Origin of the sequence: Massilia phyllostachyos, from assembly GCF_021044825.1 — a bacterium.
GTDB classification, from domain to species: Bacteria; Pseudomonadota; Gammaproteobacteria; order Burkholderiales; family Burkholderiaceae_D; genus Telluria; species Telluria phyllostachyos.
Map to the genome: position 1 here is coordinate 96,597 of NZ_JAJNOC010000011.1, position 24,961 is coordinate 121,557.

Genomic DNA, 24,961 nt, shown 5'->3' on the forward strand with positions numbered 1-24,961 from the left:
GGTTCGCCTGATTCATGTACCGAACCGGGGCCGCGTATTGCGTCGGTTCCCTGATGGTTCCACTGCTGGGTTTACGAACCCTCGGAGGACCTAACCCTGGCGTCACGGGCATTCCACCGCCTCACTGGAACCTGTGGCACAAGATAGACGTGAAACGAGGAGTTTAAACAATGAACGCACTGACCAAAGCACCGAAAATCCTGCTGACTGCTGCCGTGTTGGCCTCCCTGCTGGGCGCCTGCCGCAAGAACGAGCCGGCGACCGACACCACGACCACCACGCCGGACACCTCGGCGACCACCCCGAGCAGCACCTCGGGCGCCACCGGCACCACGGGTGACACCGGCACCGGCGCGACCGGCACCGGCACCACCGGCACCACCGGCACCATGACCGATCCGGCCACCACCACCCCGCCGACCGGCACCACCACCACCGATCCGGCAGCTACCGGCACCATGGGCACGGGCGCAACCGGCACCACCGGCACCGGTACCACCGGCACCACCGGCACCGGCACCTCTGGCACCTCGGGCACCACCGGCACCACCGGTACCGGCACCACCGGCCAATAAGCCGTCCGCATGGCAAGAAACGGAGCCCGTCACGCGGGCTCCGGGACTTCCAGCCCGGCCGGAAGACGGCTTCCCGCCGCAGTACTCTCGCATTCCGTCCGGGATGCAGCGATTGCCAGCCTTCGTGCTGGCTTTTGTTTTTGGTGGCACGTATGATCCGCGGCCATTCGCGCGCGCAGCCAGTCGGACAGCTTGCCCACCAGGATCCGTACGGTGCGCGGCTATTCTCGGGAGCTGGCCATCGCCAGTGCGCGCGCTTGCGCTTCCGCGAGCAGGCGCTCCACCGCGTCGAACTCCGCCGGCTTGGTGAGATGGTGGTCGAAGCCCGCCTCGCGCGACTTGCGGCGGTCTTCCTCGGCGCCCCAGCCGGTCAGGGCGACCAGCATCGCCGCGCCCATGCCCTCGGCCCGGCGCAGCAGGCGCGCGGCGTCGTGGCCGCTCATGTCAGGCAGGCCGATGTCGAGGAACACCACCTGCGGCGCTTCGCGGCGGACGGCGGCCAGCGCGCCGGCGGCGTCGTGCGCGACCTGCACCGTGTGGCCGCCGATCTCGAGCAGCGAGGCGAGGATGTCGGCGGCGTCGTGGTTGTCGTCGACGACCAGCACGCGCAGCCCCTGTGCGGGCGTATCGCGCTGCGCGTCCAGGGCGGGCAGCGGCGCGGGCTCAAGCGCGGGCGCCGCATCCGGCAGTGGCAGCCAGACCGTGAAGCAACTGCCCTGCCCTTCGCCGGCGCTGGCCGCCGCCACCCGGCCGCCGTGCAGCCCGACCAGGCGCTGGACCAGGTTCAGGCCCACGCCCAGGCCGCCGTCGCCCATCGCCTCGCTGGCGCTGCCCTGCGCGTACATGTCGAACACGGTCGGCAGCACCTCGGGCGCGATGCCGATGCCGGTGTCGGCCACGTCGATGCGCAGCTCGCCCGCCTCCAGCCGCGCCTCGACCGTGATGTCGCCGCCGTGCGGCGTGTACTTGGCCGCGTTGTTGACCAGGTTGCTGAGCACCTGGGCCAGGCGGTGGCGGTCGGCCACCAGGGTCAGCGGCGCGGGCGGCAGGCGCAGCGCCAGGCGGTGGCCGCGCGCCGTTACCAGCGGCATGCACATGGCGACGGCCTCGTCCACCACCGCGTCCAGCCGCACCGCTTCCAGGCGCAGCGTGACCTTGCCTTCGGACAGGCGCGCCATGTCGAGCAGGTCGTCGACCAGGCGCACCATGTGCTCGACCTGGCGCCGCATCATGCCTTGCACGTCGCGCTGGCGGGCCGCCGTGCCGCCGGCCTGCATCAGCTCGATGCCGGCGCGGATCGGCGCCAGCGGATTGCGCAGCTCGTGGGCGAGCGTCGACAGGAAGTCGCTCTGCTGGCGGTTCTTTTCGCGCAGCTCCTCGGCCAGGCGGCGCAGTTCCTGCTCGGCCTCCTTGTGGGTGCCGACGTCGAGGGTGACGCCGTCGAAGCGCTGCCCGTGACCGTCGCGCGCTTCGCCCCTGGCGTACCAGCCGATTGCGCGCAGCCAGCGCCCGCCGTGCGCGGGGCCGGTGCGGAATTCGACGTCCAGGCCGCTGCCCTCGGCCAGTGCGCGGCGCATGCTGTCCTCCACCCGCGCCCGGTCGGCGGGCTCGATCGCCCCCAGCAGTTCCCGGATGTCCGCATGGCCGCTGCTCCCCACGCCCAGGTGGCGCGCCATCTCGACGTTGAGCTGGAAGCGCTTGAACGGCGCATCGGCGTACCAGACCCCGATGTCGCCGGCGCGCGCCACGCCCTCGAAGCGCTCCTGCAGCAGGCGCCGCTCGTGCACGTCGATCACGGTGCCGACGTATCCGGCATGCCGGCCCTGTTCGTCGACGCGCGGCAGGCCGTTGTCGATCACCCAACGGTAGCTGCCGTCGTGGCGGCGCAGGCGGAAGTCGAGCGCCACCGGGGAGCGCGCCTCGGCCGCCTCCAGGTAGGCGCGCACGGTGCGTTCCAGGTCGTCGGGGTGGACGTTCTCGAGCCAGCCGCGGCCCAGGTCCTGCTCCGGCCGGCGGCCGGTGAAGTCGTACCAGCGCTGGCTCAGGTAGGTGCACTGCTCGTCGGCGTCGGTGGTCCACAGCATCACCGGCGAGGCGTCGACCAGGGCGCGGAAGTACTGCTCGCGCGAGACCGCCTCCAGGGCCTGGCGGCGCCGTTCATCGGCCTGCGCCAGTTGGCTGCGCACCCGCGCCAGCAGCTCGCCCGCGGCGAAAGGCTTGACCATGTAGTCGTCGGCGCCGGCCTGCAGGCCCTCGACCTTGGCCTCTTCGCCCGCGCGCGCCGACAGCAGCATCACCGGCAGGCCGCGCAGCGCCTCGTCGGCGCGGATCCGCGCCAGCAGGCCGAAGCCGTCCAGCACCGGCATCATGACGTCGGTGAGCAGCAGGTCGGGCACGTTCTGTTCGATCAGCGCCAAGGCCGCCGCGCCGTCGGCGCAGACGGTGACGTCGGCATGCGGCTCGAGCAGGCTTTTCAGGTAAGCGCGCATGTCGTTGTTGTCGTCCGCGACCAGGATGCGCGGACGCGGCGCGCGCCGGTCGGCGAGCGGCGGGAGCGCCGGCGCCGAGGCTTGGGCCGGCACCGGCTGCGGCGCCGCAGGCGCCTCGCCGGCCTCCGGCAGCCAGCGCAGCGCTTCCTCGACGAAAGCGGCGCCGGTGCGCGTGGCCGGCGCCGCCGAGTCCTCGTCCCCGGCGGCGATGCGTTCCAGCGGCAGATGGGCGTGGCCGAAGGGCAGCCTGACCTCGAAACGGGTGCCCTCGCCCACGGTGCTGCTGACCGCGATGCTGCCGCCGTGCAGGCGAACCAGTTCCTGGATCAGGGCCAGGCCGATGCCGGTGCCCTCGTAGCTGCGCCCGGTTGCGCCCTCGACCCGGTGGAAGCGCTCGAACACGCGCGGCAGCTCGCTTTCCGGGATGCCGGAGCCAGTGTCGCACACCGTCAGGCGGGCCATGTCGCCGACCCGTTCGAGGCGCACCGTGACACCGCCCTCGAGGGTGAACTTGAAAGCGTTCGACAGCAGGTTGAAGACGATCTTTTCCCACATGTCGCGGTCGACCCAGACCGGCTCGCCCAGGTCCTCGGCTTCCACCTCATAGGACAGGCCGCCCTTGGCCATGGTCGACTCGAACACGCCGGCCAGGTCGAGTGTCAGGCGCGCCAGGTCGGCCGGCGCGTAGCTGGCCTGCACCCGGCCCGCTTCGATGCGCGAGAAGTCGAGCAGCGAGTTGACCAGCTTGAGCAGGCGCAGCGCGTTGCGGTGCGTGAGGTCGAGGCGGCGCCGCTGCTGCGGGCCGAGCGCCTCCGCGGTGTCGTTCAGGGCGTCGTCGAGCGGCCCCAGGATCAGGGTCAGCGGGGTGCGGAACTCGTGCGAGACATTGGAGAAGAAGGCGGTCTTGGCGCGGTCGATGCGCGCCAGTTCCTCGGCGCGTTGCTGCTCAAGCTCGTAAGCGAGCACGTTGCCGGCCGCGGTGGCCACCGCCGCGCCCAGGCGGTCGTAGAAATCCAGGTAGGCCGCATCCAGCGCGCGCCGCGCGCTGACGCCGGCCACCAGGTAGCCGAAGGCCTCCGGCTGCCCGGGCAGCAGGATCGGCAGCACCACCGCCGCATCCGGCTGCTCTTCATACGGTCCGCAACAGCCGGCGCCGATACGGCCGGCGAGGCCGGTCACCGGCTGCGCCTGGCCACTGGCCGCCACCGCGGCAAAGGGCCAGGACGCATCGCCCAGGGCCACGCGGGCCGGCGCCAGTGCGCTGTCGGCGCCGATGCCGGCGCGGCCGCGCAGCACCAGCTCGCCCTCTTCCGTGGCCTGGTAAAACAGCGTATAGGGAACGTCCAGGCCCATCTGCTCGCCGTGGAATTCCAGGTCGCGCCCGATCTCGTCCATGGTGCGGGCGTCGGCCAGGCTTGCCGTCAAGTCGCGCAGGCACTGGGTGCGGCGCGCGCTCAGCACCAGGCCGGTGGTTTCGGTGATCGGGTGGAACACACCGCCGACCTCGCCCGACTCGTCGCGGATCGGCGAGAACGAGAAGGTCATGAAAGCTTCCTCGAGATAGCCGTAGCGGTCGAGGAACATGCGCTGGTCCTTGATGTACACGCCCTCGCCCTCGTGGGCGGGGTCAAAAGCGGCGCCGACCACCGGCAGCGCGCTGGCCCAGACTTCCTTGAAGGCCCCGCCCATCGAGGCCGGGTGCAGGTCGCCGCAGATCGGACGGTAGGCGTCGTTGTAGATCTGGATGTCGTTCTCGCCCCAGCACACCAGGATCGGGAAGGTCGAGGACAGGCACAGGCTGACCGTGGTGCGCAGGCTCTGCGGCCAGGTGTCGAGCGGCCCCAGCGGCGTGGCGGACCAGTCCATCGAGCGGATCAGGGCGCCCATCTCGCCGCCGCCGGAGAGCCAGTTCAGGTCGGATGCAGGGGCGGCGGGAAGGTGGCGGGAATGGGGCATGAAGGAATGAGATGTTGACGAACGGGAATTGACCCAGCCGTATTGTATGGGAAACGCATGCTATCCGCCTCAAATCCGGCAAATTATCGTGCATATGCAACGATCGGCATTTCCATAAAGAAAAACGGCCAGCGTCAGCTGGCCGTTCGAACTTGCAAGCGGGGCCGCGGCCCCTCCGCTCAGACCGGCACTGCCTTGCCCTTGCCGCCACGACGGCGGCCGGTGGCGAAGCCGAGCAGCAGCACGACCATGCGGAACACGAAGCGCACCAGGATGATCGTCAGGATCGCTTCGACGAAGGTCATCAGGAAGGCCAGCGCCACGTTGTAGCGCTCGGCGCGGCGGTTGAACTTCGCGAACATGCGGTCGCGGGCGATCTCGATGCTGTCGTAGAAGGTCGGCACCACCAGCAGGGTCAGGAAGGTCGAGGTGATCGTCCCGCCGATGATGGCGATCGCCAGCGGCTGGTAGAACTCGCCCGAGTCGCCCAGGGCCAGCGCCACCGGCAGCATGCCGGCGATCAGCGCGAAGGTCGTCATCAGGATCGGACGCAGGCGCTTGCGGCCGGCCGCCATCAGCGCTTCCTCGCGGTCCACGCCCTCCTTCTCCAGCTCACGCGCCGCATCCAGCAGCAGGATCGCATTCTTCGCCACCAGGCCCATCAGCATGATGACGCCGATCAGGCTCATCAGGTTGAGGGTGTTCTTGGTCAGCAGCAGCGCCAGCACCACGCCGATCAGCGACAGCGGCAGCGACAGCATCACGCCCAGCGGCGCCGTGAAGGAACCGAACTGCATCACCAGGATCAGGTACATCAGGCCAATGCCCGACAGCAGCGAGATGCCCATCGCGGTGAACACTTCCTGCTGGTCCTGGCCAGCGCCGCCCAGCTTCAGGCCATAGCCCGGCGGGAAGTCGAAGGTCTTGGCCAGCTTCATGGCGTCGGACGTCACTTCGCCCGCCGAACGGCCCTGGGCATTCGCCGACACCGTGATCATGCGCTCGCCGTCGCGGTGGCGGATGCCGGCCGGACCCTTGCCCATGGTGATGGTGGCGATCTGCTCGAGCGGCACCATCATGCCGGTGCCGCTGACCGAAATCGGCAGGCGCTCGATGCTTTCGGTGCTGACGCGGTCGTCCGGGTGCAGGCGCACGGCGACGTCGCGGGTCTCGTTGCTCGGGTCGACCCAGTCGCCCACTTCGATGCCGGCGAAGGCCACGCGCAGCGACTGGGCGGCGTCGTTGATCGAGATGCCCATGGCGTTGGCCAGGCCGCGGTCGAGCACGATCTGCAGCTCGTTCTTCGGATCCTGCTCCGACAGGGTGACGTCGACCGCGCCCGGCACTTCGCGCAGCTTGTCCATGTAGGCGGTGGTCAGTTCCATCAGTTTGCGCGAATCCGGACCGGTGAACTGCACCTGCACGGGCTTGCCGCCGCCGCTCAGGTCGTCGATCACGGTGTACTCGGCGCCCACCAGGCGGCTGACCTTGTCGCGCAGCTCGGCAGCGACTTCGGCCGCGGTGCGGTCACGCGAACGGCGCTTGCCGATGTCGACATAGACGCGGCCGCCGCTCAGGTTGACGTTGGAATTGGTGTCCTTGGTTTCCTTGATCTGGCGCGCCAGCTCGGCCGCCGCTTCCACCTTGCGGCGCGAATACTCCACGCTCGACGAAGCCGGCACGCGGATCTCGACCATGATGGCGCCGTTGTCGGCCTTCGGCAGGAAGCTCGATCCGCCGAACGCCATGTGCAGGCCGATCGCGACAACGAAGCTGAGCACGGCGAGCACGGCCATCCAGATGCGGTGGTGCAGCGCCCAGGCGATCACGCGGCCGTAGCGGTCGGCCTGGTGGTCGAACCAGTGGTTGAAGCGGTCCAGCATTTTACCGAGACCCTTCTTCGGGGCGCTGTGGTGGCCCGGCGGGTCGCCCCAGTAGGCCGACAGCATCGGGTCGAGCGTGAAGGAAATGAACAGCGACACGATCACCGAGCACGTCACCGTGAGCGCGAACGGGCCGAACCACTCGCCCGAGATGCCGGGCATGAAGGCGACCGGGATGAACACGGCCATGATCGAGAAGGTGGTCGCGGCCACCGCCATGCCGATCTCGGCGGTGCCTTCCAGCGCCGCGGTGCGGCGGTCGGAACCCATTTCCATGTGGCGCACGATGTTTTCCCGCACCACGATCGCATCGTCGATCAGCACGCCGATCGCCAGCGACAGGCCGAGCAGGGTCATGAAGTTCAGGGTGAAGCCGCACAGCCAGACTGCGATGAAGGCGGCCAGCACCGAGGTCGGCAGCGACAGCGCGGTGATCAGGGTCGAGCGCCAGGAATTCAGGAAGGCGTACACGACGAAGATGGTCAGGATGGCGCCCAGCACCAGCGCTTCGATCACGTTGTTCAGGCTGCTCTGGGCGTCTTCGCCGCCGTCGCGGGTGACTTCCAGCTTGGTGCCTTCAGGCAGTTCCTTGTTGACTTCCTCAACCACCTTGTGGACCTTCTTGGCCAGCGACACGGTCGAAGCGTCGCGGGCGCGGGAAATCATGATGCCGACGTTCGGCTTGCCGCTGCGCATCGAGAGACTGTTGATGTCGGCGTAGCCGTCCTTGATCTCGGCGACCTGGTTCAGGCGCACGATCTGGTCGCCGTTACGCTTGACCACGACCTGCGAGAAATCTTCCGGACGCTCGATGCGGCCGACCAGGCGGATGCCCTTCTCGTCCAGTTCGCTGCGCAGCTTGCCCACCGGCGCATTGGTGTTCTGGGTGCGCAGGGCGTTCGACACGTCCGACACCGAGACGCCGAATTCGCGCAGCTTCTCGGCGCGCAGCAGCACCGACAGTTCACGGCGCAGGGCGCCATTCACCGTGACGGTGGAGGCGCCTTCGATGGCGCGGAAGCGGTCGGCCAGCACGTCCTCGGCGTAGCGGGAAATATCCGCATGGCTCTGCTTGCTGGACGACAGGGCCAGCTGCATCACCGGCTCGGCCGAGGTGTCGATGCGGCGCAGGATCGGCTCGCGCATCTCGACCGGCAGCTTGTAGCGCACCGCGGCGATCGCGTTGCGCACGTCATCCGACGCTTCGATCAGGTTGCGGTCGAAGTCGAACTCCATCCAGAGCGAGACGCCGCCTTCGTAGGAATTCGAGTTGACTTCGGTCACGCCCTGCACCGCCAGCAATTGCTTCTCGATGCGGTTGGTGATCTCGCGCTCGGCCGTCTCGGGCGAGGCGCCCGGGTAGGGGATGTCGACCGAAATCATCGGCAATTCGACGTCCGGGTTCTGGTTGACCTTCAGCTTGGACAGGGCCAGCAGGCCCATCGCCATCATCGCGACGATCAGCACGATCGTGGCGACGGGCTTCTTCACACTAAAATTGGACAGGAACATGGTTGTTTTTCCTTATTTGCCCTGCACGGCGCTGGCGCCGGTGGCGGCGCTGGCGACACGCGCGGTCGCCATTTCGACCGTCTGGCCATCCTTCAGGTTCGAGGTCGGGGAACGCAGCACGACGTCGCCCTGGGCCAGGCCCTGCTTGATCTCGACGTTGCCGGTGCGCGGGTCGCGCGCGCCGACCACCAGGTCGACCTTGCTCAATTTCTTGTCCTTGATGCGCCAGGTATAGGCCTTGTCTCCGGCTTTCACCAGCGCGGCTTCGGGCAGCATCAGGGCGTCGGTCGAGGCGGCGTCGACGCGGCCTTCGGCGTACAGGCCGGCCACTTTCGGCTGGGCCTTGTCGGCGAATTCGATCACGACTTCGACCTGGCGGGTGACGGCGTTGGCGGCCGGGTCGATGCGCTTGATGACGCCGGCGAACTGCTGGTCGCCATAGCCGTTCACGCGGAAGTTCACTTTCTGGCCGATCCGGACCGAGGCGATCGAGTCGGCCGAGACGCGGCCCTGGAAGCGCATGCTGTTCGGATCGATGACCTTGACCAGTTCCTTGCCGATGGTGGCGGTGTCGCCGGCCGAGACCTTGCGCTCCGAGACGATGCCGTCGAAGGGCGCGCGCACCACGGTCCGGTTCAGCTGCTGGCGCGCGGTGGCGGCGCGGCTTTTCGCGGCCGACAATTCGCTCTGCAGCGAGTTGCGGCGCACTTCGGCTTCGTCCAGGCCGACGGCCGAGGTCATGCCGGAGGCGCGCAGGGTCTTCATGCGCTCGAGCTGGCGGTTGGCCTGGTCCAGCGCCTGGCTGGCGGCGCGCACGGCTTCGTCGGCAGACGAAACGGTGTCGCGGATCGCGGTTTCATCCAGGCGCGCCAGCACGTCGCCGCGCTTGACCGGGTCGCCATTCTCTTTCAGCACCTGCAGCACCACGGCCGAGACTTCGGCGCGCAGGTCGGCCTTGCGCTCCGGCTGGATCGAACCGGTCACCACCGGGCCGCTGGTGAGCGTATCGCTCTGGATGGTCAGCACGTCTTCCGGCGCGACCTGCAGCTGCGTCGGGCGCTTGTCCTTCGCGTCGGCCTTGGCGGTGGCCTTTGCCCCATCGGCGCCCGGCTTGGCAGGCTCCTTGCTGCAGGCGGCGAGCGCCGTGGCGATGGCAAGGACGAGTAGTGTTTTGCGCAGCATGTGGTTCTCCAGAGAATGGACTCAGTGTAGTTCTTGTAAAAGACGCAGATATGAACAGCCAGCGCGCAGTATTCAGGAGTGCCCTGGGAGCGTCAATTGACGACTCTGCATACTGCGGAAATCGAGGGATGAAATGCGGTATGGGGCGACGAACTGCATTCGGAATGGATGAAATGCGTCCGATTCCGGACAGCTTGCGGACGGGGCGGACGTCCGGCTTGTTCGCCCCTGTTCCGTATGTAGATGGGTCAGCCGAAAATCGCGTGGACCAGGAAGCCCATGCCGATGCCGGTCGCGATGCCGCCGCCGATCTCGACCAGGGTGTGGCCCATGCGCTCGCGCAGCACCGTGTGGCCGGTCGTTTCCCTGGCCAGGCGGTTGATCGCGCTGGCCTGGCGGCCGACGTGCTGGCGCAGGCTGTTGGCGTCGATCATGACGATGAAGGCGAGCGTGACCGCCACGCCGAAGGCCGGGTGGCCGATGCCTTCGCGCAGGGCGATCAGGGTCGCCATGCTGCTGACGACGGAGCTATGGTTGCTGGGGAAGCCGCCGTTGCCCACCAAATTGAAGGCCCAGCGGCGCTGGCGCACGCTGGTGATCAGGAACTTGATCGGACCGACCACCATCCAGGTCAGCACGGGTGTGACGAGATACGCAAAATCCATTGTCTCTTCCAGGTGATTTAATGCCGGCCAGAATTATCTCAGAAGCAAGCTAATACAGATACTTTTTCCGAAGCATTCTCGCGCCGCGGCCGGGGCCGGAACGTTATGATGTTGGTAAGACACATAAATAATCACAAGGGGGTTGTATGCGGCATTTCCGGCTGTCGTTCATCGTCACGGTCATCCTGATGGCCCTGGCCGGCTGGTGGGGGTACGAGCACCGCGGCGTCGCCGGAATGCTACAGGCCTTGTGGATCACCGCCATCCTCGGCGTGCTGGAAGTGTCGCTTTCTTTCGACAATGCGGTCGTCAACGCCTCGGTGCTGCGCGGTTGGAACGAGTTCTGGCGCAAATTATTCCTCACGGTCGGCATCCTGGTGGCGGTGTTCGGCATGCGCCTGCTGTTCCCCCTCGTGATCGTCTCGGCGGCGACGAGCCTGGGCCTGGTCGAGGTCTGGCATATGGCGATCGACAACCCGACTGAATATTCGCGCCACCTGACCGAGAAGCATGCCGAAGTATCCGCCTTCGGCGGCGCCTTCCTGATGCTGGTGTTCCTGAACTTCCTCTTCGACGAAGAGAAGGAATTGCACTGGCTCGGCTGGCTCGAGGAAAAGGTCGGCCAGTACGGCACCGAGGGGCTGGCCGTGCTGCTGACCCTCTCGGCCGTGTGCGGCGCCATGTACCTGATGGAACCGGCCCGCAAACTTCCGGTCCTGATCGCCGGCGTCAGCGGGGTGCTGGTGTATATCGGCGTGCAGTGGATCAGCGGCTTGCTGGAAAAGGAGGAACACGACCCGACGGTCGGCAAGATGATCTCCCAGGGCAGCATCGGCGGTTTCCTCTACCTGGAGGTGTTGGACGCTTCGTTCAGCTTCGACGGCGTGATCGGGGCCTTCGCCATCACCAACGACGTCGTCATCATCATGCTCGGCCTGGCGATCGGCGCCATGTTCGTGCGTTCGATGACGGTGTTCCTGGTCTACAAGGGCACGCTCGAGCAGTTCGTCTACCTGGAACACGGCGCCCACTATGCGATCGGCATCCTGGCCCTGATCATGTTCGCCAGCGTGCACTACCACATCCCGGAATGGTTCACGGGGCTGTCGGGGCTGGCCTTCATCCTGGTGTCGCTGTGGTCGTCGGTGCGCTATCGCAAGCGCATGGAGGGGCAGGCGGCGTAATTTTGCGAATCAAGCCGGGCATGGCAGAATGTGCCCGGCCGCAGCTGCTGCCATCCTGACAACCCTAACCGAACCGCCTGCCATGCCTAAGACCATGCCGAAACGCGCCACCGCCCTCCTCCTGTCCGTCCTCGCGGCCATCATCGTGCTGTTCGCGCTGTATACCTGGTTCACCCTGAGCTGGTCGTACTCGGAAGGCGAACGGGCGGGCTACCTGCAGAAGTTTTCCAAGAAGGGCTGGCTGTGCAAGACCTGGGAAGGCGAGATCCTGCTGTCGAGCATGCCGGGGGCGATTCCGGAGCGCTTCGCATTCACGGTGCGGGATGAGGCGGTGGTGAAGCAGTTGCAGAATGCGATGGGGCAGCGGGTGCAGATTTCGTATGAACAGCACGTGGGGGTGCCGACGTCGTGCTTTGGGGAGACAGAGTATTTTGCCTCGAAGGCGGTGACGGGGCCGGTGAATCCGGTGGGGGCGAATCAAGGGTTGTGATTCGCTGCAGGTATTGATGAGGTACTTTTGATATGCGTGGCATATCACGGGAACTTGGATCCCGGCCGTCGCCGGGATGACGTGCTGCTGTTAATACGTAATGGAAGTTTGAGCGCGACGCTGCGTTAGCCCCAAGACCGTCGTACGCCCCAATGGGGCCTACGACTTTCGGCGCAGGCTGGAACAATGCCACTGGCATTGTTCCGCCTAATTTGACTTTCGTAATAAACCACCTACTCTTCGTTCTTCCGCTGACTAGCAATCACATCCGCCAACCTGGTCGCCGCCTGCGTCGCCGACGCCGGCTGCTTGAACCTTCCCAGCACCTCGCGCGTGATATTCACCGACGCCACCCGGTGCTCCGCCTCCGCCTTGCGTTCCCCCAGCGCCTTCTCGGTCGCGCCCAACTCGTCGACACGCTGCGCCTCCAGGTCCGCCAGCTCCTTGCGCGCTTCCATCATCCGCTGCGTCGCCTCCGCCGCCTTGCGCTGCATGTCGGCGTGGCGCTGGGCGTGTTCCAGCAGCGCGCGCTGGGCGTCGCGTTTCTCGACCGCCGCCTGCAATCCGGCCAGCTCGGCCGCTTCGCGTTCGCGCGCCAGGCGTGCCTGTTCTTCCTCGGCGGCGGCGCGGGCCAGCGCGGCCTGGGCGGCGGCCTGTTCGGAGGCCAGGCGCGCGGCGGCGGCGTCGGTGGCGCGGGAATCGGCTTGCGCCTGCTGGCGCTGGGCTTCCAGCTTGCGCTCGACCTGGGCCAGCGATTCGCGCGCCGCCTCGGTGCTGGTCCGTTCGGAGGCGATGGACGCCTCCAGCAAATCCAGCTGGCGGCGTTCGAGCGCGGCGCGCTCGGCCTGCTGCGAGGCCAGGTCGGCAGCCTTGCGCGCGTGGCTGCGCTGGGCGGCGGCCGCCGCCTCGGCCTGCTCCGCTTCCTCGATGGCATGGCGCGCCTGTTCGCGCTGGGCTTCCAGCGCCGACTGTTGCGCCGCTTCGGCGCGGCGTTCGGCGTCCAGCTGTTCGCGCAGCCGGGCCGCCGTCTCGCTGGCGGCATGGGCGCGGCGCTCCGCGGCCTGGGCCAGCTCGCGTTCGAGCTGCAATTGTTCCTGCTCGCGCGCCAGGGCCGCTTCCTCCGCGGCGGCGCGCTCGCGTTCGGCCTGCAGCAGATCCTGCGCGCCTTGCGCGCGGCGCTGCGCGGCCTCGTCCGCCTGCTGCTGGAGCGCGGCCTGCTCCCGCACGGCCGACATTGCCGCTTCGTCGGCCGCGTTTTCCCGCGCTTTCACTTCGACAGCTTCCCGCGCCAGGGCAGCGCGTTCCTCGGCCAGGGCGCGCGCACGCTGCTCTTCCTCGGCCTGCTGCAGCGCAGCTTCGCGCGCGGCGTCGTCGGCCGCGGCGCGTTCGCGCGCATGGCCGGCCGCGGCGGTCTCGGCGTCCAGCCGGGCCTGGGCCTGGCGGCTCGCTTCTTCCTCGGCCAGGGCGCGTTCTTCGGACACTTCGCGCAGCCTGCGGTCGGCCTCGATGCGCGCCTCGGTGGCGGCCAGGATGCGGGTCTCGGCTTCGCGCCGCGCCTGTGCGCTGGCGGCGGCCATCTGCTCCAGGCGCTCGCGGTGGGTGGCGGCGTCGCGGATTTCCTTTTCGGTCTCGAGGCGCATGCGCAGCGACTGGGCGGCGACGCGCTCGGACTCGGCCTGGGCCAGCGCGATCGCCTCGCGTTCCTGTTCGATGTGGGCCAGGGCGCGCGCCTCTTCCAGCGCACGCGCCTCGGCCGCCGCGCGCGCGAAGCTCGAGGCCAGCGCGACCTGGTCGGCGCGCTCGCGCTGCTGGGTCAGTTCCAGGGCCTCGGCTTCGGCCTGGGCCAGCTTCTCGGCGGTATGGCGGGCGGCGCGTTCGGCGCGTTCGCGCTCGCGCGCCAGGATCGCCACGCGCGCATCGGCGCTGGCGTTGTGCAGCACTTCTTCCTTGGCCGCCTCGACCGCCGCCATGCGCTCGGCCGCCTGCAGGCGCGCCTGCTCGGTCTGGACCAGCAATTCCTCGGCGGCCCGCGCCGCCTGCGCCGCCATCTCGGCCTGCACCTCGACCTGGGCGGCTGCGCGGCGCCGCGCTTCTTCCTCCTGGCGGGTGCGGGTTTCGAGCGCCATGCGGGTCTCGGCATCCTGCTGGACGCGGGCGCGCAGGTCGGCGGTTTCCTGGCGGATCGCTTCCACCCGCTCGTTCGAGGCCTGGGCCGCGGCGCGCAGGGATTCGAGGCGGTCGCGGTCGGCGGCGATCGCCTGTTCGGCGGCCTGGGCGCTGGCCAGGGCGGCGGCGGTCGCGGCCGCGTCCATGGCGGCGCGCTCCTCGGCCAGCGAACGGGCGCGCGCCTCGGCGTGGGCGCGGCTCTCGGCGGCGACGTTGGCCTTGGCCTCGGCCTCGACGCGGGCAATGGCTTCCTGGATCTCGCGCATTTCCATGGGCGCCCGTCCCGCTGCCGGCGGCGCTTCACCCTCTGCCGCTGGTACCGCGCTCCCTGCATGGGAGAGGTCGATCGTGAAATCGGTGTCGTCGGGCTGGGGCTTGGTCGGTTCCATAGGCATTCTCGAATTGAACTGCATCGATTCGATTATCCGGCAAATTGCGCAACCATGCCACGCCGAACTAGACCGAGATATACCTGCAATTCATGGCTAAGCCGACACCATCTCCGGCGCACCATACTCATATCAGGTGCAATCCATCCCGGACAACACTACTGCACTGCCGCTGACGCCGGTTCATCCGGAATGCTGCACAGCCCGTTGAGTCGGCTACATAGCTGCATGCCACCACTCAGGGCCGAGAGACTCATGGCCTGCTGTGCAGCCTGTGAAATGAACCAGCCGAGAGGGGCTTGGCGCTGGCGATTCACCATCGCACAAAGGTCATCCGGGGAAACCTCAGCACGTATCGACTGTCTGAACGCACTTTCAAGGTTGTATTGAATATCCACGACGTTCAGTTTTAAGCTGCTTCTCCGTAAATCATGCGCCGCAGCCATGGCATTCGCACTGCGGACTTTGAACAACGATGAAAGCTCCAATCCCAACTCTCGGCGTGGTGGGGCATATGGTATGCAGCTGCCGTCGGAAGGTGGATTACCGTCGATGTTCAGTACATAAAGCTTTTTCGAATCGAATCGCTGAGTATTGGCTTCGAGGAATTCCAGAAGAGTGGTCGCGCCGGAATTATCGACGTAGCCCCCATCAAGTAAGACATGGTCCTTGTTGTCTACGACGAACCGCCCTGGTGGCGAGACCAACGGAAAACGAGCGCTGTGCAACACGGCCTGTCCCACTGTGATTCGGGACACTGCACGGGCGTACTTGATACCCATGCGCTGGAATGTCGCGACCGGGCGCGTCGAGAACCAGGCGCGTTCGCCGGTAAGGCCATCCGTGGTGTTGAAATAGACTGCCGGCGGCACAGCTATTCCGCCAGTCAGGTCAGTCAATCGCCTTGCAAGGCCAACTGCGGGCGGCTGGCGATCTGGCGCATCTCGCTCGAAGCTGGCAAGCGCCCCGGCCTGCCAACTATCGAGCAGAGCCTGTCCGCGCGCGGCTGTCGAGTTCGGGAAAAATAGATCATGAAAGGCTAGCTTGGCAACGACCGGCGATAAATGATCCCTGCCTAAAGCATACGCAACCAGGCCCTGGAGCTGAGCGTTCCTCGCGGGGTCCGGAACAGTACAGGTCCAGCCACCTCGCGCCACGAAGTCCTGGCGCAGGGCCAAGTACATGGCGATGCCAAGGCTGCCGCCCGATACGCCGCTCGCGGCGACAAGACCCTCACCGAATCGCCCGCAGGTCATGTCATCCATTCTGGCAAGCACCAGCCCTGTAAATAGTGCTGCGCGCAAGCCGCCGCCGTGCGCATTTACGGCAAACTGGTACTGAGGCAGGTTAGTGGATAGCGAAGCCGGCACCATGGAGGCTGGCTGAGGCCGTACATCCATCGTCTCCTCACCAAATTGCATTTGCCCGCGCCAGACCAGGAAGGTAACGATGAGTAATGTGGCCAAGGCAGGCCATCCAGGAGTAAAGAAGAAGAAGCGACGCATCAGCAGCGTCAACGGAGTCAACATCAAAACGAGCAAACTAATCGTCAGCAGGACGACTGCAGCCGGCCCTATCTTGCTAGCAGATTCGACAGGAATGAAGGACAGGACGAGTGCGCCAGCGGCACCGATGCTAAACAGCGTTACAACTCTGCGACGCATGCTGCGATGGCGAATGGATGACAGGTGCTCCATTCTGGAAAATCGCCGCAACCAGCGGCGGCGAATGTCGAGCGCAAGCAGTAATAAGGGCGGCAATAAAGTCTCCGCCGTCAGGAGAAATACCATTCGTCCACTGTTGGCGACGAAGAAAACGCAAAACAGCAAGAGGACGACTCCCACGACACACATCGTAAGCCACTTACGCGCAGGGAAAAAATGGTTCAGCGAGACGAGGATTGGGCCAAGGAGCAACATAATCAAGATGTGCCGTATTGCGTCCATCCCGACCGCACTCGCGGCGGCAAGAATCAACACCGTAGACAATGCCGCAGCCGATGCAAACCCAAGGAGTCTCGGGCCCCATGTCACAGCCAGTCTGACCGCTCCAAGCGCTTCGCGCTTGCGCAGGTAGGAGGGAATACTGTGCCGCGCGTCGATCGTACATAGCAGACGGGCGGCATACCAAACGGTCATTGCGAGAACCAGCTGCGCGATGACAATCCACATTAGACGAACCCGGTTGGTCTTGGCGCCGATGCCGGTTTCAGTCAGCGCATAGAGGACCTCTTGGGCTTGGGGAATGAATCCAAGCAGCATATACACCAATGCAACTGCGAGCATGGGTATCAGGCACAGCCCAGCCAAGACATATAACCAGGCGATCAAGAAGCGTATGGTGGCTACCATGGCACGCTTCTCATTATTCGAAGTGCTATTGCTGGCAACAGGTGTCATGACCACATCTCCTATGGTTGAGATGTGATTATACTTTTGAGAATTTATATTTTATTACCATTAGTAAAAAAAATACAAAATTACAACACTTTCTCTCGACCTATGCTCGCCACAGCGGCGGCTCGTCCATCAGCGCCACCTGCTCGCGTAGCTCGAGGATGCGGTCTTGCCAGTAGCGCTGGGTATTGAACCACGGGAAAGCCGCCGGGAAAGCGGGGTCGTCCCAGCGCATCGCCAGCCAGCACGCGTAATGGATCAGGCGCAAGGTGCGCAGGGCCTCGACCAGGTAGAGCTGGCGCGGGTGGAATTCGCAAAAGTCCTCGTAGCCGGCCAGCACGTCGGCCATTTGCCCCACCATTTCCTGGCGATCGCCCGACAGCAGCATCCACAGGTCCTGCACCGCCGGGCCCATGCGGCTGTCATCGAAGTCGACAAAGTGCGGCCCGTCGGGCGTCCACAGCACGTTGCCGCCGTGGCAGTCGCCGTGCAGGCGCAGCAGCGGCAAGTCGCCGGCCCGCTCGTAGCAGCGCGCGACGCCGTCCAGGGCCTGCTCGACCACGCTCGACCACGTGGCCAGCAGCTCGGGCGGCACGAAATCGTGGCTGCGCAGCCAGGCGTAGGGCTCGCGTCCGAAGGTCTGGGCGTCCAGCACGGGGCGGTGTTCGAACGGCCGCGCGGCGCCGACCGCGTGGATGCGGCCGATGAAGCGCCCGATCCATTCCAGCGTGGCCGGGTCGCCCAGCTCGGGCGCCCTGCCCCCGCGGCGCGGAAAGACGGCGAAGCGGTAGCCGGCCGCCTCGTGCAGCGTGCGACCATCGATGCTGCTCGGCGGCACCGCCGGGATCTCCTTGTCGGCGAGCTCGGCGACGAAGGCGTGCTCCTCGAGGATGGCCGCGTCGCTCCAGCGCTTGGGCCGGTAGAACTTGACCACCACCGGCGGCCCCTCTTCCATGCCGACCTGGTAGACGCGGTTTTCATAACTGTTCAGCGCCAGCAGGCGGCCGTCGCCGTACAGGCCGACGTGCTCGAGCGCCTCCAGCACGGTTTGCGGGTCGAGGCGCGCGAACGGATGCGCCTGGTTGTTCGTTTCCATAGCCGGATTCTCCATGCGGCCATTGTAAGCGGCGCTCGCCCCGGCCTCCTAATGCCCGTCGAAATTTGACGGATTTGGTGCGCGCCCGAACAGAGCCGCGCATGCATGCTGCGTAACTATCGAATCTGGCAAGTACTTGTACGCAACCGCGTGACATACGGCCTTTTACCGAGGAAAGAATATGAAAAAGCTCCCGCTGGCCCTGACGGCCATCGCCGCCGCCCTGCTCTGGAACGCGGCCCAGGCCCAGTCGCCGCAACCGCCCAAGGCTGACGCCGACATGCAGAAGGTCCTCGACGCCCACGCGTCGCTGAACCCGAAACCGATCGAAACCCTGACGCCAGCCGAGGCGCGCAAGCAGCCGACCCCGGCCGACGCTGTCAAGAAAGTCCTGACCCAGATGGGCAAGAGCACCGCGCCGGAACCGGGCGTGACCATGAAAACCATGAGCGTGCCGGTGAAGGGCGGCAGCGTGCCGGTCCACATCTTCACGCCGGAAGGCAAGGGCCCGTTCCCGGTGATGGTCTACTACCACGGCGGCGGCTTCGTGATCGCCGACACCAAGGTCTACGAGGCCTCGCCGCGCGCGCTGGCCAAGATGGCCAAGGCGATCATGGTCTCGGTCGACTACCGCCAGGCCCCCGAGCACAAATTCCCGACCGCGCCGGAAGACGCCTACGCGGCCTACCTGTGGGTGACCCAGCACGCCAGGGAATTCAACGGCGACCCGATGCGCGTCGCGGTCGGCGGCGAATCGGCCGGCGGCAACCTGGCGACCGTGGTGTCGCTGATGGCGCGCGACCAGAAGGCCCAGCTGCCGCTGCACCAGCTGCTGGTGTATCCGGTGGTGAACGACGACATGAACAACGAATCGTACAAACGCAACGCCAACGCCAAGCCGCTCAACAAGGCGATGATGGGCTGGTTCTTCAAGCACTACGGCGGCGACCCGAAGAACCCCTACGCGCTGCCGATGAAGGCCACTTCGCTCAAGGGCCTGCCGCCGGCAACCATCGTCGCCGCCGAGATCGACCCGCTGCTCAGCGAGGGCAAGGCGTATGCGGACAAGCTCAGGAAGGATGGGGTGAAGGTCGATTACCGCGAATGGAGCGGCGTGACGCACGAGTTCTTCGGGATGGGGGCGGTGGTGGCGAAGGCGAAGGAGGCGGAGCAGTATGCGGCGGATGCGTTGACGAAGGCGTTCAAAAAGTAGGCGCTCAGGCATCGCCGCTAATAACCGTTAGCTTGAAAACCGTCATGCGCGCCACTGGCGCCCATGACTTCCCGCGCAGGCGGGAATCCAAGTTTCTTCGCGGTCCACTACCGCTTGCGTGCACCCGCCGAGGTAGCGCAACGAACTTGGGCCCCGGCCTGCGCCGGGGCGACGGCTCGACGTCCAGCGGTGAAATGACACGTTTTTCCGTGCTCTTGTCCCCCACAGGCGTTACACTGGCGCCTTCCAACGCAACAAGAGCCTCACAATGCATCTCGACGAACCCCTCACCGACAAAGAATTCGACGACCTCGACCAGTTCCTGCTGTCCGACCGCTCCCCCGAGGACGCGATGACCATGGACACCCTGCACGGCTACCTGACCGCGATCGCGATCGGCCCGGAAACCATCATGCCGGCCGAGTGGCTGCCGCGCGTGTGGGGCGAGGACGGCAAGCAGGCGCCCAACTGGAAGAACCCGAAGGAAGAACAGCGCATCGTCAACCTGATCATGCGCTTCATGAACGAAATCCTGATCACCTTCGAAGCCGCGCCCAAGGAATTCGAGCCACTGTTCGTCGAGCACGAGGTCGGCAACGAGAACCTGATCGACGCCGAAGCCTGGTGCTGGGGCTTCTGGGAAGGCATGGAGCTGCGCCCGGGCTCCTGGGAACCGATCTGGGAGTCCGACGTCGCCGAACTGATGCGCCCGATCTACCTGCTGGGCGCCGACGAGATCGACGAATCGGAACTGGCCGAAGTCGAAGACCCGAAGAAGGCCCACCAGCTGGCGCTCGACATCGAAGCCAACATCCCGGCCATCTACCGCTACTGGCTCCCGCTGCGCAAGGGCGCCGTCGAGACCGTGAAGCGCGAAGAACCGAAGGTCGGCCGCAACGACGACTGCCCCTGCGGCAGCGGCAAGAAGTTCAAGAAGTGCTGCGGCGCTGAATAATGCAGCGTTCAAACCTGGGTTGCGCAGCCCGCTCGCAACTCAGGCCGCCGCCTCCAGCACCTCCCCACCCAGCCCCGCCAGCACATCCCCCGGCCCCACCACCCCGGTGAGCCGCCCTTCCCTGTCCATCACATACACCTGCTGCGCCCCATCCTGGAAGCGCGCCAACAAGGCGGCCAGCGGCGCCACATCGCGCACCGCCACGAACGTCATCTCGATCAGATCCCCCACCGTCCGCGCCGCATCGCGTCCGAACAGCAGCGCCGTCGCGCGCCGCGCCCGTGCCGGCAAAGGCCGCGCCGCCGCGCCGCCCGCCGCGACCAGCGCCGCCATGCTGAGCACCCCGAGCGGCCGCCCTTCGCTGTCCAGCACCGGCAGCGAAGGCAGGCCATGCCGCAGCAGCAGCGCGCGCGCCGTCGCCAGCGGCATCCCCGGCGTCAGGCTGGCCGGCAGCGGCCGCGCCACCTCCGCGCAGCTGCGCTGGTGAGCGCGGCGCTCGGCCGCGCGCTGTTCGGTGTCCGCCAGGATCGACGCCAGGTCGTCGCGGCTGACGTCGAGCGTCTCGCCATAGCTGTCCAGCGCCGCATCCAGGTCTTCGCTGGCGAACCCCGCCCTGGCATCCGGCGCGCGCACGGCCGGCTGCACGTGGGGATAGCGGTGTCCGGTCAGGTTGTTCCAGGCCACCGCCACCAGCACCATCAGCACCGAGTTCAGGCCGATCGGGTTCAAGGCGAAGCCGACGCCCGCCCCGTGCACCGCCGCCCCGCCCAGCACCACGGTCACCGCCGCCGCCCCGCCGGGCGGGTGCAGGCAGCGCAGGAAGGCCATCGCCGCGATCGCGAGGCCGCCAGCGAGTGGCGCCGCGATCAGCGGATCGCCAAGGTGGACGCAGGCCACGCCCACCAGCGCCGAGACGACGTTGCCGCCGATGACGGGCCACGGTTGGGCCAGCGGCGCCGCGGGCAGGCAGAACAGCAGGACGGCGGAGGCGGCCATCGGCGCGACCAGGTAGGGCAAGGCGGCCGCATGCGCGGCGCCAAGCGCGGCGCGCGTCACCAAGGCGGTGACCAGCAGCGCCAGCAAGGCGCCGAGGGCCGAGCGCGCATGGCCGGCGTAGGAAGCGGGTCCGGCCGGGCGCAGGCGCCGCAGCCGCTCGAGCAAAGTGGAGAACATGGATGAGCAATACCGCAAATGAGCCCGCCATTACACCACAGCTTGCGCGACGCCGCCTCCCTCCGGCGGCGTTCAACATCCCTCGAAGCAATCATGTACGATACAAGGCAGACCACAACAACAAGGAAGCCCTGTGAAAACCGTCCAACAACGCACCCTGTCCACCCTCGCCGCCGCCGCCGCGGCCCTGTGCCTCGCCGCGCCCGCGTTCGCCGCCGCGCCGATGGCCAAGACCCCGGCTCCGGGCTGGTCGCGCATGATGCTCGGCCAGTTCGAAGTCACCCCGCTGTCGGACGGCACCGTCGACCTGCCGATGGACAAGGAGCTGGCCCAGGATCCGAACAAGACGCGCGACACCCTGGCCAGGTTCCACCTGAAGCCGATGGTGGAAACCTCGGACAACGCCTACCTGGTCAACACCGGCAGCAAGCTGATCCTGATCGACACCGGCGCCGGCGCCTTCTTCGGCCCGACCCTCGGCAAGCTGGTCGCCAACATGAAGGCCGCCGGTTACTCGCCGGAGCAGGTGGACGAGATCTACCTGACCCACTTCCACGGCGACCACGCCGGCGGCCTGGTCAAGGATTCCGCCGCCGTGTTCAGCAAGGCCATCGTGCGCGCCAACAAGCTCGAGTCCGACCACTGGCTAAGCAAGGACAAGATGGACAAGTCCGACGACAAGGACACCTTCAAGGGCGCCCAGGCCGCGCTGGGTCCGTACGTGAAAGCCGGCCGCTTCAAGCCTTTCGAGGGCAGCGCCCAGCTGGTCCCGGGCATCCGCGCCAATCCGAGCGGCGGCCATACCCCGGGCCACACCAGCTACATGGTGGAAAGCGGCGGCCAGAAGCTGCTGGTGATCGGCGACCTGATCCACGTGGCGGCGGTGCAGATGGCGGAACCGAACGTGACGATCGCCTACGACAGCGACCAGAAGGCGGCTGCGGCGACGCGCAGGAAGGAATTCGATGCCGCGGCCAAGGGCGGCTACCTGATCGGCGGCGCGCACCTGCAGTTCCCGGGGATGGGCTACCTGGCCACGGAAGGAAAAGGCTACAAGTTCACGCCGGTGAACTTCACCCAGATGCGCTGATTTCTCAGGGTGGGCGGTCCTGCCCACGCGTTCAAACCCACGTGAAATACACGCGCCGCGTCCGTTCACACAGGAACCGGACGCGCGCACGGCATACACCCTGCGAGAAGCCGGTTCAACTCTTCGAAATCGACCGGCTTCACCAGGTGATGCTGGAATCCCGCAGCAAACGCCTCTTCCCGATCCTGCTGCTGCCCATACCCGGTCACCGCCACCAGCACCGCATGCGCCGTCTCCGGCTGCGCGCGCAGCCGCCGCGCCAGTTCGCGGCCATCCATCTCGGGCAGGCCGATGTCGAGCAGGCACACGTCCGGCGCCACGCTGCGCGCCCGCGCCAGCGCGCGCGGCGAATCGTGTTCGATCACGACTTCGTGGCCGTGGGCGGCCAGCAGCAGGCCGAGGGTCTCGGCCGCGTCGATATTGTCGTCCACCACCAGCACGGTCAGGGCGCCCGAGCGCTGCGCCGGCGCCTCGACAGGCGGCATGCCCGCGTCCTCCTGCACTGCTGCGCGCAGCAGCGGCAAGGTGATGACGAAGGTGCTGCCCTTGCCCGGCCCCGGGCTGGAACAGCTCACCACCCCGCCATGCAGCTCGACCAGGTTGCGCACCAGCGCCAGCCCCAGTCCGAGCCCGCCCTGCGAGCGGTCCGACGAGCGCTCGGCCTGGGTGAACAGGTCGAACACGCGCGAGGTCAGTTCGCGGTCCATGCCGATGCCCTCGTCGCGCACGACGATGACCAATGCGTCCGAGCGCACCTCCGCGCGCAGGTCGATCCCGCGTCCTTCCGGCGTGTACTTGGCGGCGTTGCCCAGCACATTGGTGAGCACCTGCACCAGGCGCGCCTTGTCGCCTTCCAGATTCGCCCAGGACGGCGGCAGGTGCACCGCCAGGCGCTGGCCGCGCGCGTCGACCAGCGGCCGCACCTGCTCGACCGCTTCCTGCACCACGGCGCGCGCAGATACTTGCGCGCGCTCGAGCGTGATCAGGCCGCGCGTCACGCGCGAGACGTCCAGCAGATCGTCGACCAGGCGCGTCATGTGGCGCACCTGGCGCCCGATGATGCTGCTGCTCTGGCGCACCCGCGCCTCGTCGCCGCTGGCGATGCGCAGCAGCTCGGACGCGGCGCTGATCGGCGCCAGCGGATTCCTCAGCTCGTGCGCCAGCATGGCCAGGAATTCGTCTTTGCGGCGGTCCGCTTCCACCAGCTTATCCTCGGCCAGCTTGCGGTCGGTGATGTCGCGGAAAAAGGCGGCGATGCCGCCGTCGTGCATCGGGTAGGCGCGCACCTCGGTCCAGATGCGCTGGCCGTCCGGATAGGTATGCGAATGCTCGGCGCTGCCGGCCACGCCGGTGCGCATCACTTCGCGGTACATCGGCCCCGGCTCGCTGTCGACCGTGTGCGGGAAGGCGTCCCAGTGGTTGCGGCCGATGACGTCCTCGGCGCGCATGCGGCAGATGCGCAGCCCTTCGGCGTTCATCTCCAGCACGGTCCAGTCGGCGTCGAACAGGGCGAAGCCTTCGGCGATGGTGTCGAAGATGTTGCGGCTGCGGTCGCGCTCGAAGCGCAGCTCGGCCTGGGCGCGCGCCGTCTCGACCGCCGCCCAGGTGCGCTCGGCGACGTCGCGCGCCAGCCGCAGGTCGTCCTCGCTCCAGTAGCGCGGTTCGGGGCAGTCGATGCCGAGGCAGGCGCGCAGGCGGCCGGACTTCACCAGCGGCACGACCAGGAGCGCGGCGATGCGGTCCGCCACGTAGGCGCTGCGGTACCCGGTAGTGCGCACGTCGTGGGCGCTGTCGTGGATGCGCACGATGTCGCCGGCGCGCAGGGCGGCGCCGACGGCGGGGCCGAAGTCGTCCAGGCTGAAACTCGCTTCGGACAGCGTCCGCCCGTCGCGCGCCCAGCAGCGCGGCGCGGTGAAGCGCGCGCCCGCCTCGTCCATCTCGGCATACACCACGCGGCCCGCCCGCAGCTCGCCGCCCAGCAGGGCGCTGGCGGTGGCCACCACCTCCTCGCTCGACGCCAGCGGACGCAGCGCATCCGACACGATCAGCTCGAAGGCGGCGCGCCGTTCGGCGGCGACCCGGCGCGTGGTTTCCATCACGGTGCAGAACAGGCCGGCGGCCTGGCCCTCGTCGCCGATCAGGGGCGCATGCGAGAAGGTGAAATGGGCGCGTTCGGGATGCCCGCGCCGCTCGATGGTGACCGGCATGTCCTCGACATACACGGGCTTGCCGGACAGCGCGCGGTCGATCAGCGGCACCATCTCCTGCCAGACTTCCGACCACAGGTCGGAAAAGCGCGCGCCGAGTGCGCGGCGGTGCTTCTGTCCGAGCAGCGGCACGTAGGCGTCGTTGTAGAGGAAGACCAGGTCCGGCCCCCACGCCAGGAACATGGGGAAGGCCGAGTGCAGCATCATGTCCACCGCCGTGCGCAGGGCGCCCGGCCAGGCGTCGATCGGCCCGAGGGAGGTGTGCGACCAATCGTGGCGCCGGATGCGCGTGCGCATCGCCGTCCCATCCTCGAGCCCGCTATGTGGTGGTTGCGCCATG

The 24,961-nt window shown here is 67.2% G+C and carries 15 protein-coding genes; 6 read left to right on the forward strand and 9 right to left on the reverse strand.

The genetic code is table 11. From position 1 onward, the window contains the following. Nucleotides 1-170 precede the first annotated feature (170 nt). Nucleotides 171-575 (forward strand): hypothetical protein, encoded by a 405-nt coding sequence (locus LQ564_RS23285; RefSeq protein ID WP_231060504.1) that lies wholly within the window; start codon nt 171-173, stop codon nt 573-575. A 221-nt stretch (nt 576-796) separates the two neighbouring features. Here the strand turns inward: LQ564_RS23285 and LQ564_RS23290 are convergent, their stop codons facing one another. The 4 genes from LQ564_RS23290 to LQ564_RS23305 all read right to left on the reverse strand — a co-directional run bounded on the left by LQ564_RS23290 (nt 797) and on the right by LQ564_RS23305 (nt 10,262). Beyond that, nucleotides 797-5,020 (reverse strand): ATP-binding protein, encoded by a 4,224-nt coding sequence (locus tag LQ564_RS23290; RefSeq protein WP_231060505.1) that lies wholly within the window; start codon nt 5,018-5,020, stop codon nt 797-799. Nucleotides 5,021-5,199: 179 nt separating this feature from the next. Then, nucleotides 5,200-8,415 (reverse strand): efflux RND transporter permease subunit, encoded by a 3,216-nt coding sequence (locus LQ564_RS23295; protein WP_231060506.1) that lies wholly within the window; start codon nt 8,413-8,415, stop codon nt 5,200-5,202. 12 nt (nt 8,416-8,427) lie between these two features. Further along, nucleotides 8,428-9,597, reverse strand: coding sequence for an efflux RND transporter periplasmic adaptor subunit (locus LQ564_RS23300; protein ID WP_231060507.1), 1,170 nt, complete (start codon nt 9,595-9,597; stop codon nt 8,428-8,430). A 248-nt stretch (nt 9,598-9,845) separates the two neighbouring features. Next, nucleotides 9,846-10,262 (reverse strand): divergent PAP2 family protein, encoded by a 417-nt coding sequence (locus LQ564_RS23305; RefSeq protein ID WP_231060508.1) that lies wholly within the window; start codon nt 10,260-10,262, stop codon nt 9,846-9,848. A gap of 146 nt (nt 10,263-10,408) precedes the next feature. Between LQ564_RS23305 and LQ564_RS23310 the strand changes: the two genes are divergently transcribed. Beyond that, nucleotides 10,409-11,446 (forward strand): DUF475 domain-containing protein, encoded by a 1,038-nt coding sequence (locus LQ564_RS23310; RefSeq protein WP_231060509.1) that lies wholly within the window; start codon nt 10,409-10,411, stop codon nt 11,444-11,446. An 82-nt stretch (nt 11,447-11,528) separates the two neighbouring features. After that, nucleotides 11,529-11,936: a DUF8785 domain-containing protein gene (locus LQ564_RS23315; protein WP_231060510.1), complete on the forward strand. Its 408-nt coding sequence runs from the start codon at nt 11,529-11,531 to the stop codon at nt 11,934-11,936. A 233-nt stretch (nt 11,937-12,169) separates the two neighbouring features. Here the strand turns inward: LQ564_RS23315 and LQ564_RS23320 are convergent, their stop codons facing one another. From LQ564_RS23320 to LQ564_RS23330, 3 genes are all read right to left on the reverse strand, one after another. Continuing rightward, nucleotides 12,170-14,491 (reverse strand): coiled-coil domain-containing protein, encoded by a 2,322-nt coding sequence (locus LQ564_RS23320; RefSeq protein WP_231060511.1) that lies wholly within the window; start codon nt 14,489-14,491, stop codon nt 12,170-12,172. A 158-nt stretch (nt 14,492-14,649) separates the two neighbouring features. Beyond that, nucleotides 14,650-16,890 (reverse strand): hypothetical protein, encoded by a 2,241-nt coding sequence (locus tag LQ564_RS23325; protein WP_231060512.1) that lies wholly within the window; start codon nt 16,888-16,890, stop codon nt 14,650-14,652. A 100-nt stretch (nt 16,891-16,990) separates the two neighbouring features. Next, nucleotides 16,991-17,983 (reverse strand): serine/threonine protein kinase, encoded by a 993-nt coding sequence (locus LQ564_RS23330; RefSeq protein ID WP_231060513.1) that lies wholly within the window; start codon nt 17,981-17,983, stop codon nt 16,991-16,993. Nucleotides 17,984-18,164: 181 nt separating this feature from the next. Here LQ564_RS23330 and LQ564_RS23335 point away from each other — a divergent pair, with 181 nt between their 5' ends. Continuing rightward, nucleotides 18,165-19,196, forward strand: coding sequence for an alpha/beta hydrolase (locus LQ564_RS23335; RefSeq protein ID WP_231060514.1), 1,032 nt, complete (start codon nt 18,165-18,167; stop codon nt 19,194-19,196). A gap of 268 nt (nt 19,197-19,464) precedes the next feature. Continuing rightward, nucleotides 19,465-20,151 (forward strand): UPF0149 family protein, encoded by a 687-nt coding sequence (locus tag LQ564_RS23340; RefSeq protein ID WP_231060515.1) that lies wholly within the window; start codon nt 19,465-19,467, stop codon nt 20,149-20,151. Between the two features lie 39 nt (nt 20,152-20,190). On the opposite strand, the gene LQ564_RS23345 is transcribed toward LQ564_RS23340, so the two are convergent. Next, entirely contained in the window at nt 20,191-21,324 is a 1,134-nt protein-coding gene (locus LQ564_RS23345) for an HPP family protein (RefSeq protein ID WP_231060516.1), read from the reverse strand. Between the two features lie 133 nt (nt 21,325-21,457). Here LQ564_RS23345 and LQ564_RS23350 point away from each other — a divergent pair, with 133 nt between their 5' ends. Beyond that, nucleotides 21,458-22,414 carry an MBL fold metallo-hydrolase gene (locus LQ564_RS23350; RefSeq protein WP_231060517.1) on the forward strand — a complete coding sequence of 319 codons (957 nt, stop codon included), beginning with the start codon at nt 21,458-21,460 and terminating at the stop codon, nt 22,412-22,414. A gap of 65 nt (nt 22,415-22,479) precedes the next feature. Here LQ564_RS23350 and LQ564_RS23355 read toward each other — a convergent pair whose 3' ends face one another. Beyond that, entirely contained in the window at nt 22,480-24,960 is a 2,481-nt protein-coding gene (locus LQ564_RS23355; RefSeq protein ID WP_231060518.1) for a hybrid sensor histidine kinase/response regulator, read from the reverse strand. Nucleotide 24,961 lies beyond the last annotated feature (1 nt).

Bases quoted from the DNA above. Each gene is read 5' to 3' on its own strand.
- LQ564_RS23285 (WP_231060504.1), top strand. From the start codon at position 171: ATGAACGCACTGACCAAAGCACCGAAAATCCTGCTGACTGCTGCCGTG.
- LQ564_RS23290 (WP_231060505.1), bottom strand. From the start codon at position 5,020: ATGCCCCATTCCCGCCACCTTCCCGCCGCCCCTGCATCCGACCTGAAC.
- LQ564_RS23295 (WP_231060506.1), bottom strand. From the start codon at position 8,415: ATGTTCCTGTCCAATTTTAGTGTGAAGAAGCCCGTCGCCACGATCGTG.
- LQ564_RS23300 (WP_231060507.1), bottom strand. From the start codon at position 9,597: ATGCTGCGCAAAACACTACTCGTCCTTGCCATCGCCACGGCGCTCGCC.
- LQ564_RS23305 (WP_231060508.1), bottom strand. From the start codon at position 10,262: ATGGATTTTGCGTATCTCGTCACACCCGTGCTGACCTGGATGGTGGTC.
- LQ564_RS23310 (WP_231060509.1), top strand. From the start codon at position 10,409: ATGCGGCATTTCCGGCTGTCGTTCATCGTCACGGTCATCCTGATGGCC.
- LQ564_RS23315 (WP_231060510.1), top strand. From the start codon at position 11,529: ATGCCTAAGACCATGCCGAAACGCGCCACCGCCCTCCTCCTGTCCGTC.
- LQ564_RS23320 (WP_231060511.1), bottom strand. From the start codon at position 14,491: ATGGAACCGACCAAGCCCCAGCCCGACGACACCGATTTCACGATCGAC.
- LQ564_RS23325 (WP_231060512.1), bottom strand. From the start codon at position 16,890: ATGACACCTGTTGCCAGCAATAGCACTTCGAATAATGAGAAGCGTGCC.
- LQ564_RS23330 (WP_231060513.1), bottom strand. From the start codon at position 17,983: ATGGAAACGAACAACCAGGCGCATCCGTTCGCGCGCCTCGACCCGCAA.
- LQ564_RS23335 (WP_231060514.1), top strand. From the start codon at position 18,165: ATGAAAAAGCTCCCGCTGGCCCTGACGGCCATCGCCGCCGCCCTGCTC.
- LQ564_RS23340 (WP_231060515.1), top strand. From the start codon at position 19,465: ATGCATCTCGACGAACCCCTCACCGACAAAGAATTCGACGACCTCGAC.
- LQ564_RS23345 (WP_231060516.1), bottom strand. From the start codon at position 21,324: ATGTTCTCCACTTTGCTCGAGCGGCTGCGGCGCCTGCGCCCGGCCGGA.
- LQ564_RS23355 (WP_231060518.1), bottom strand. From the start codon at position 24,960: ATGGCGCAACCACCACATAGCGGGCTCGAGGATGGGACGGCGATGCGC.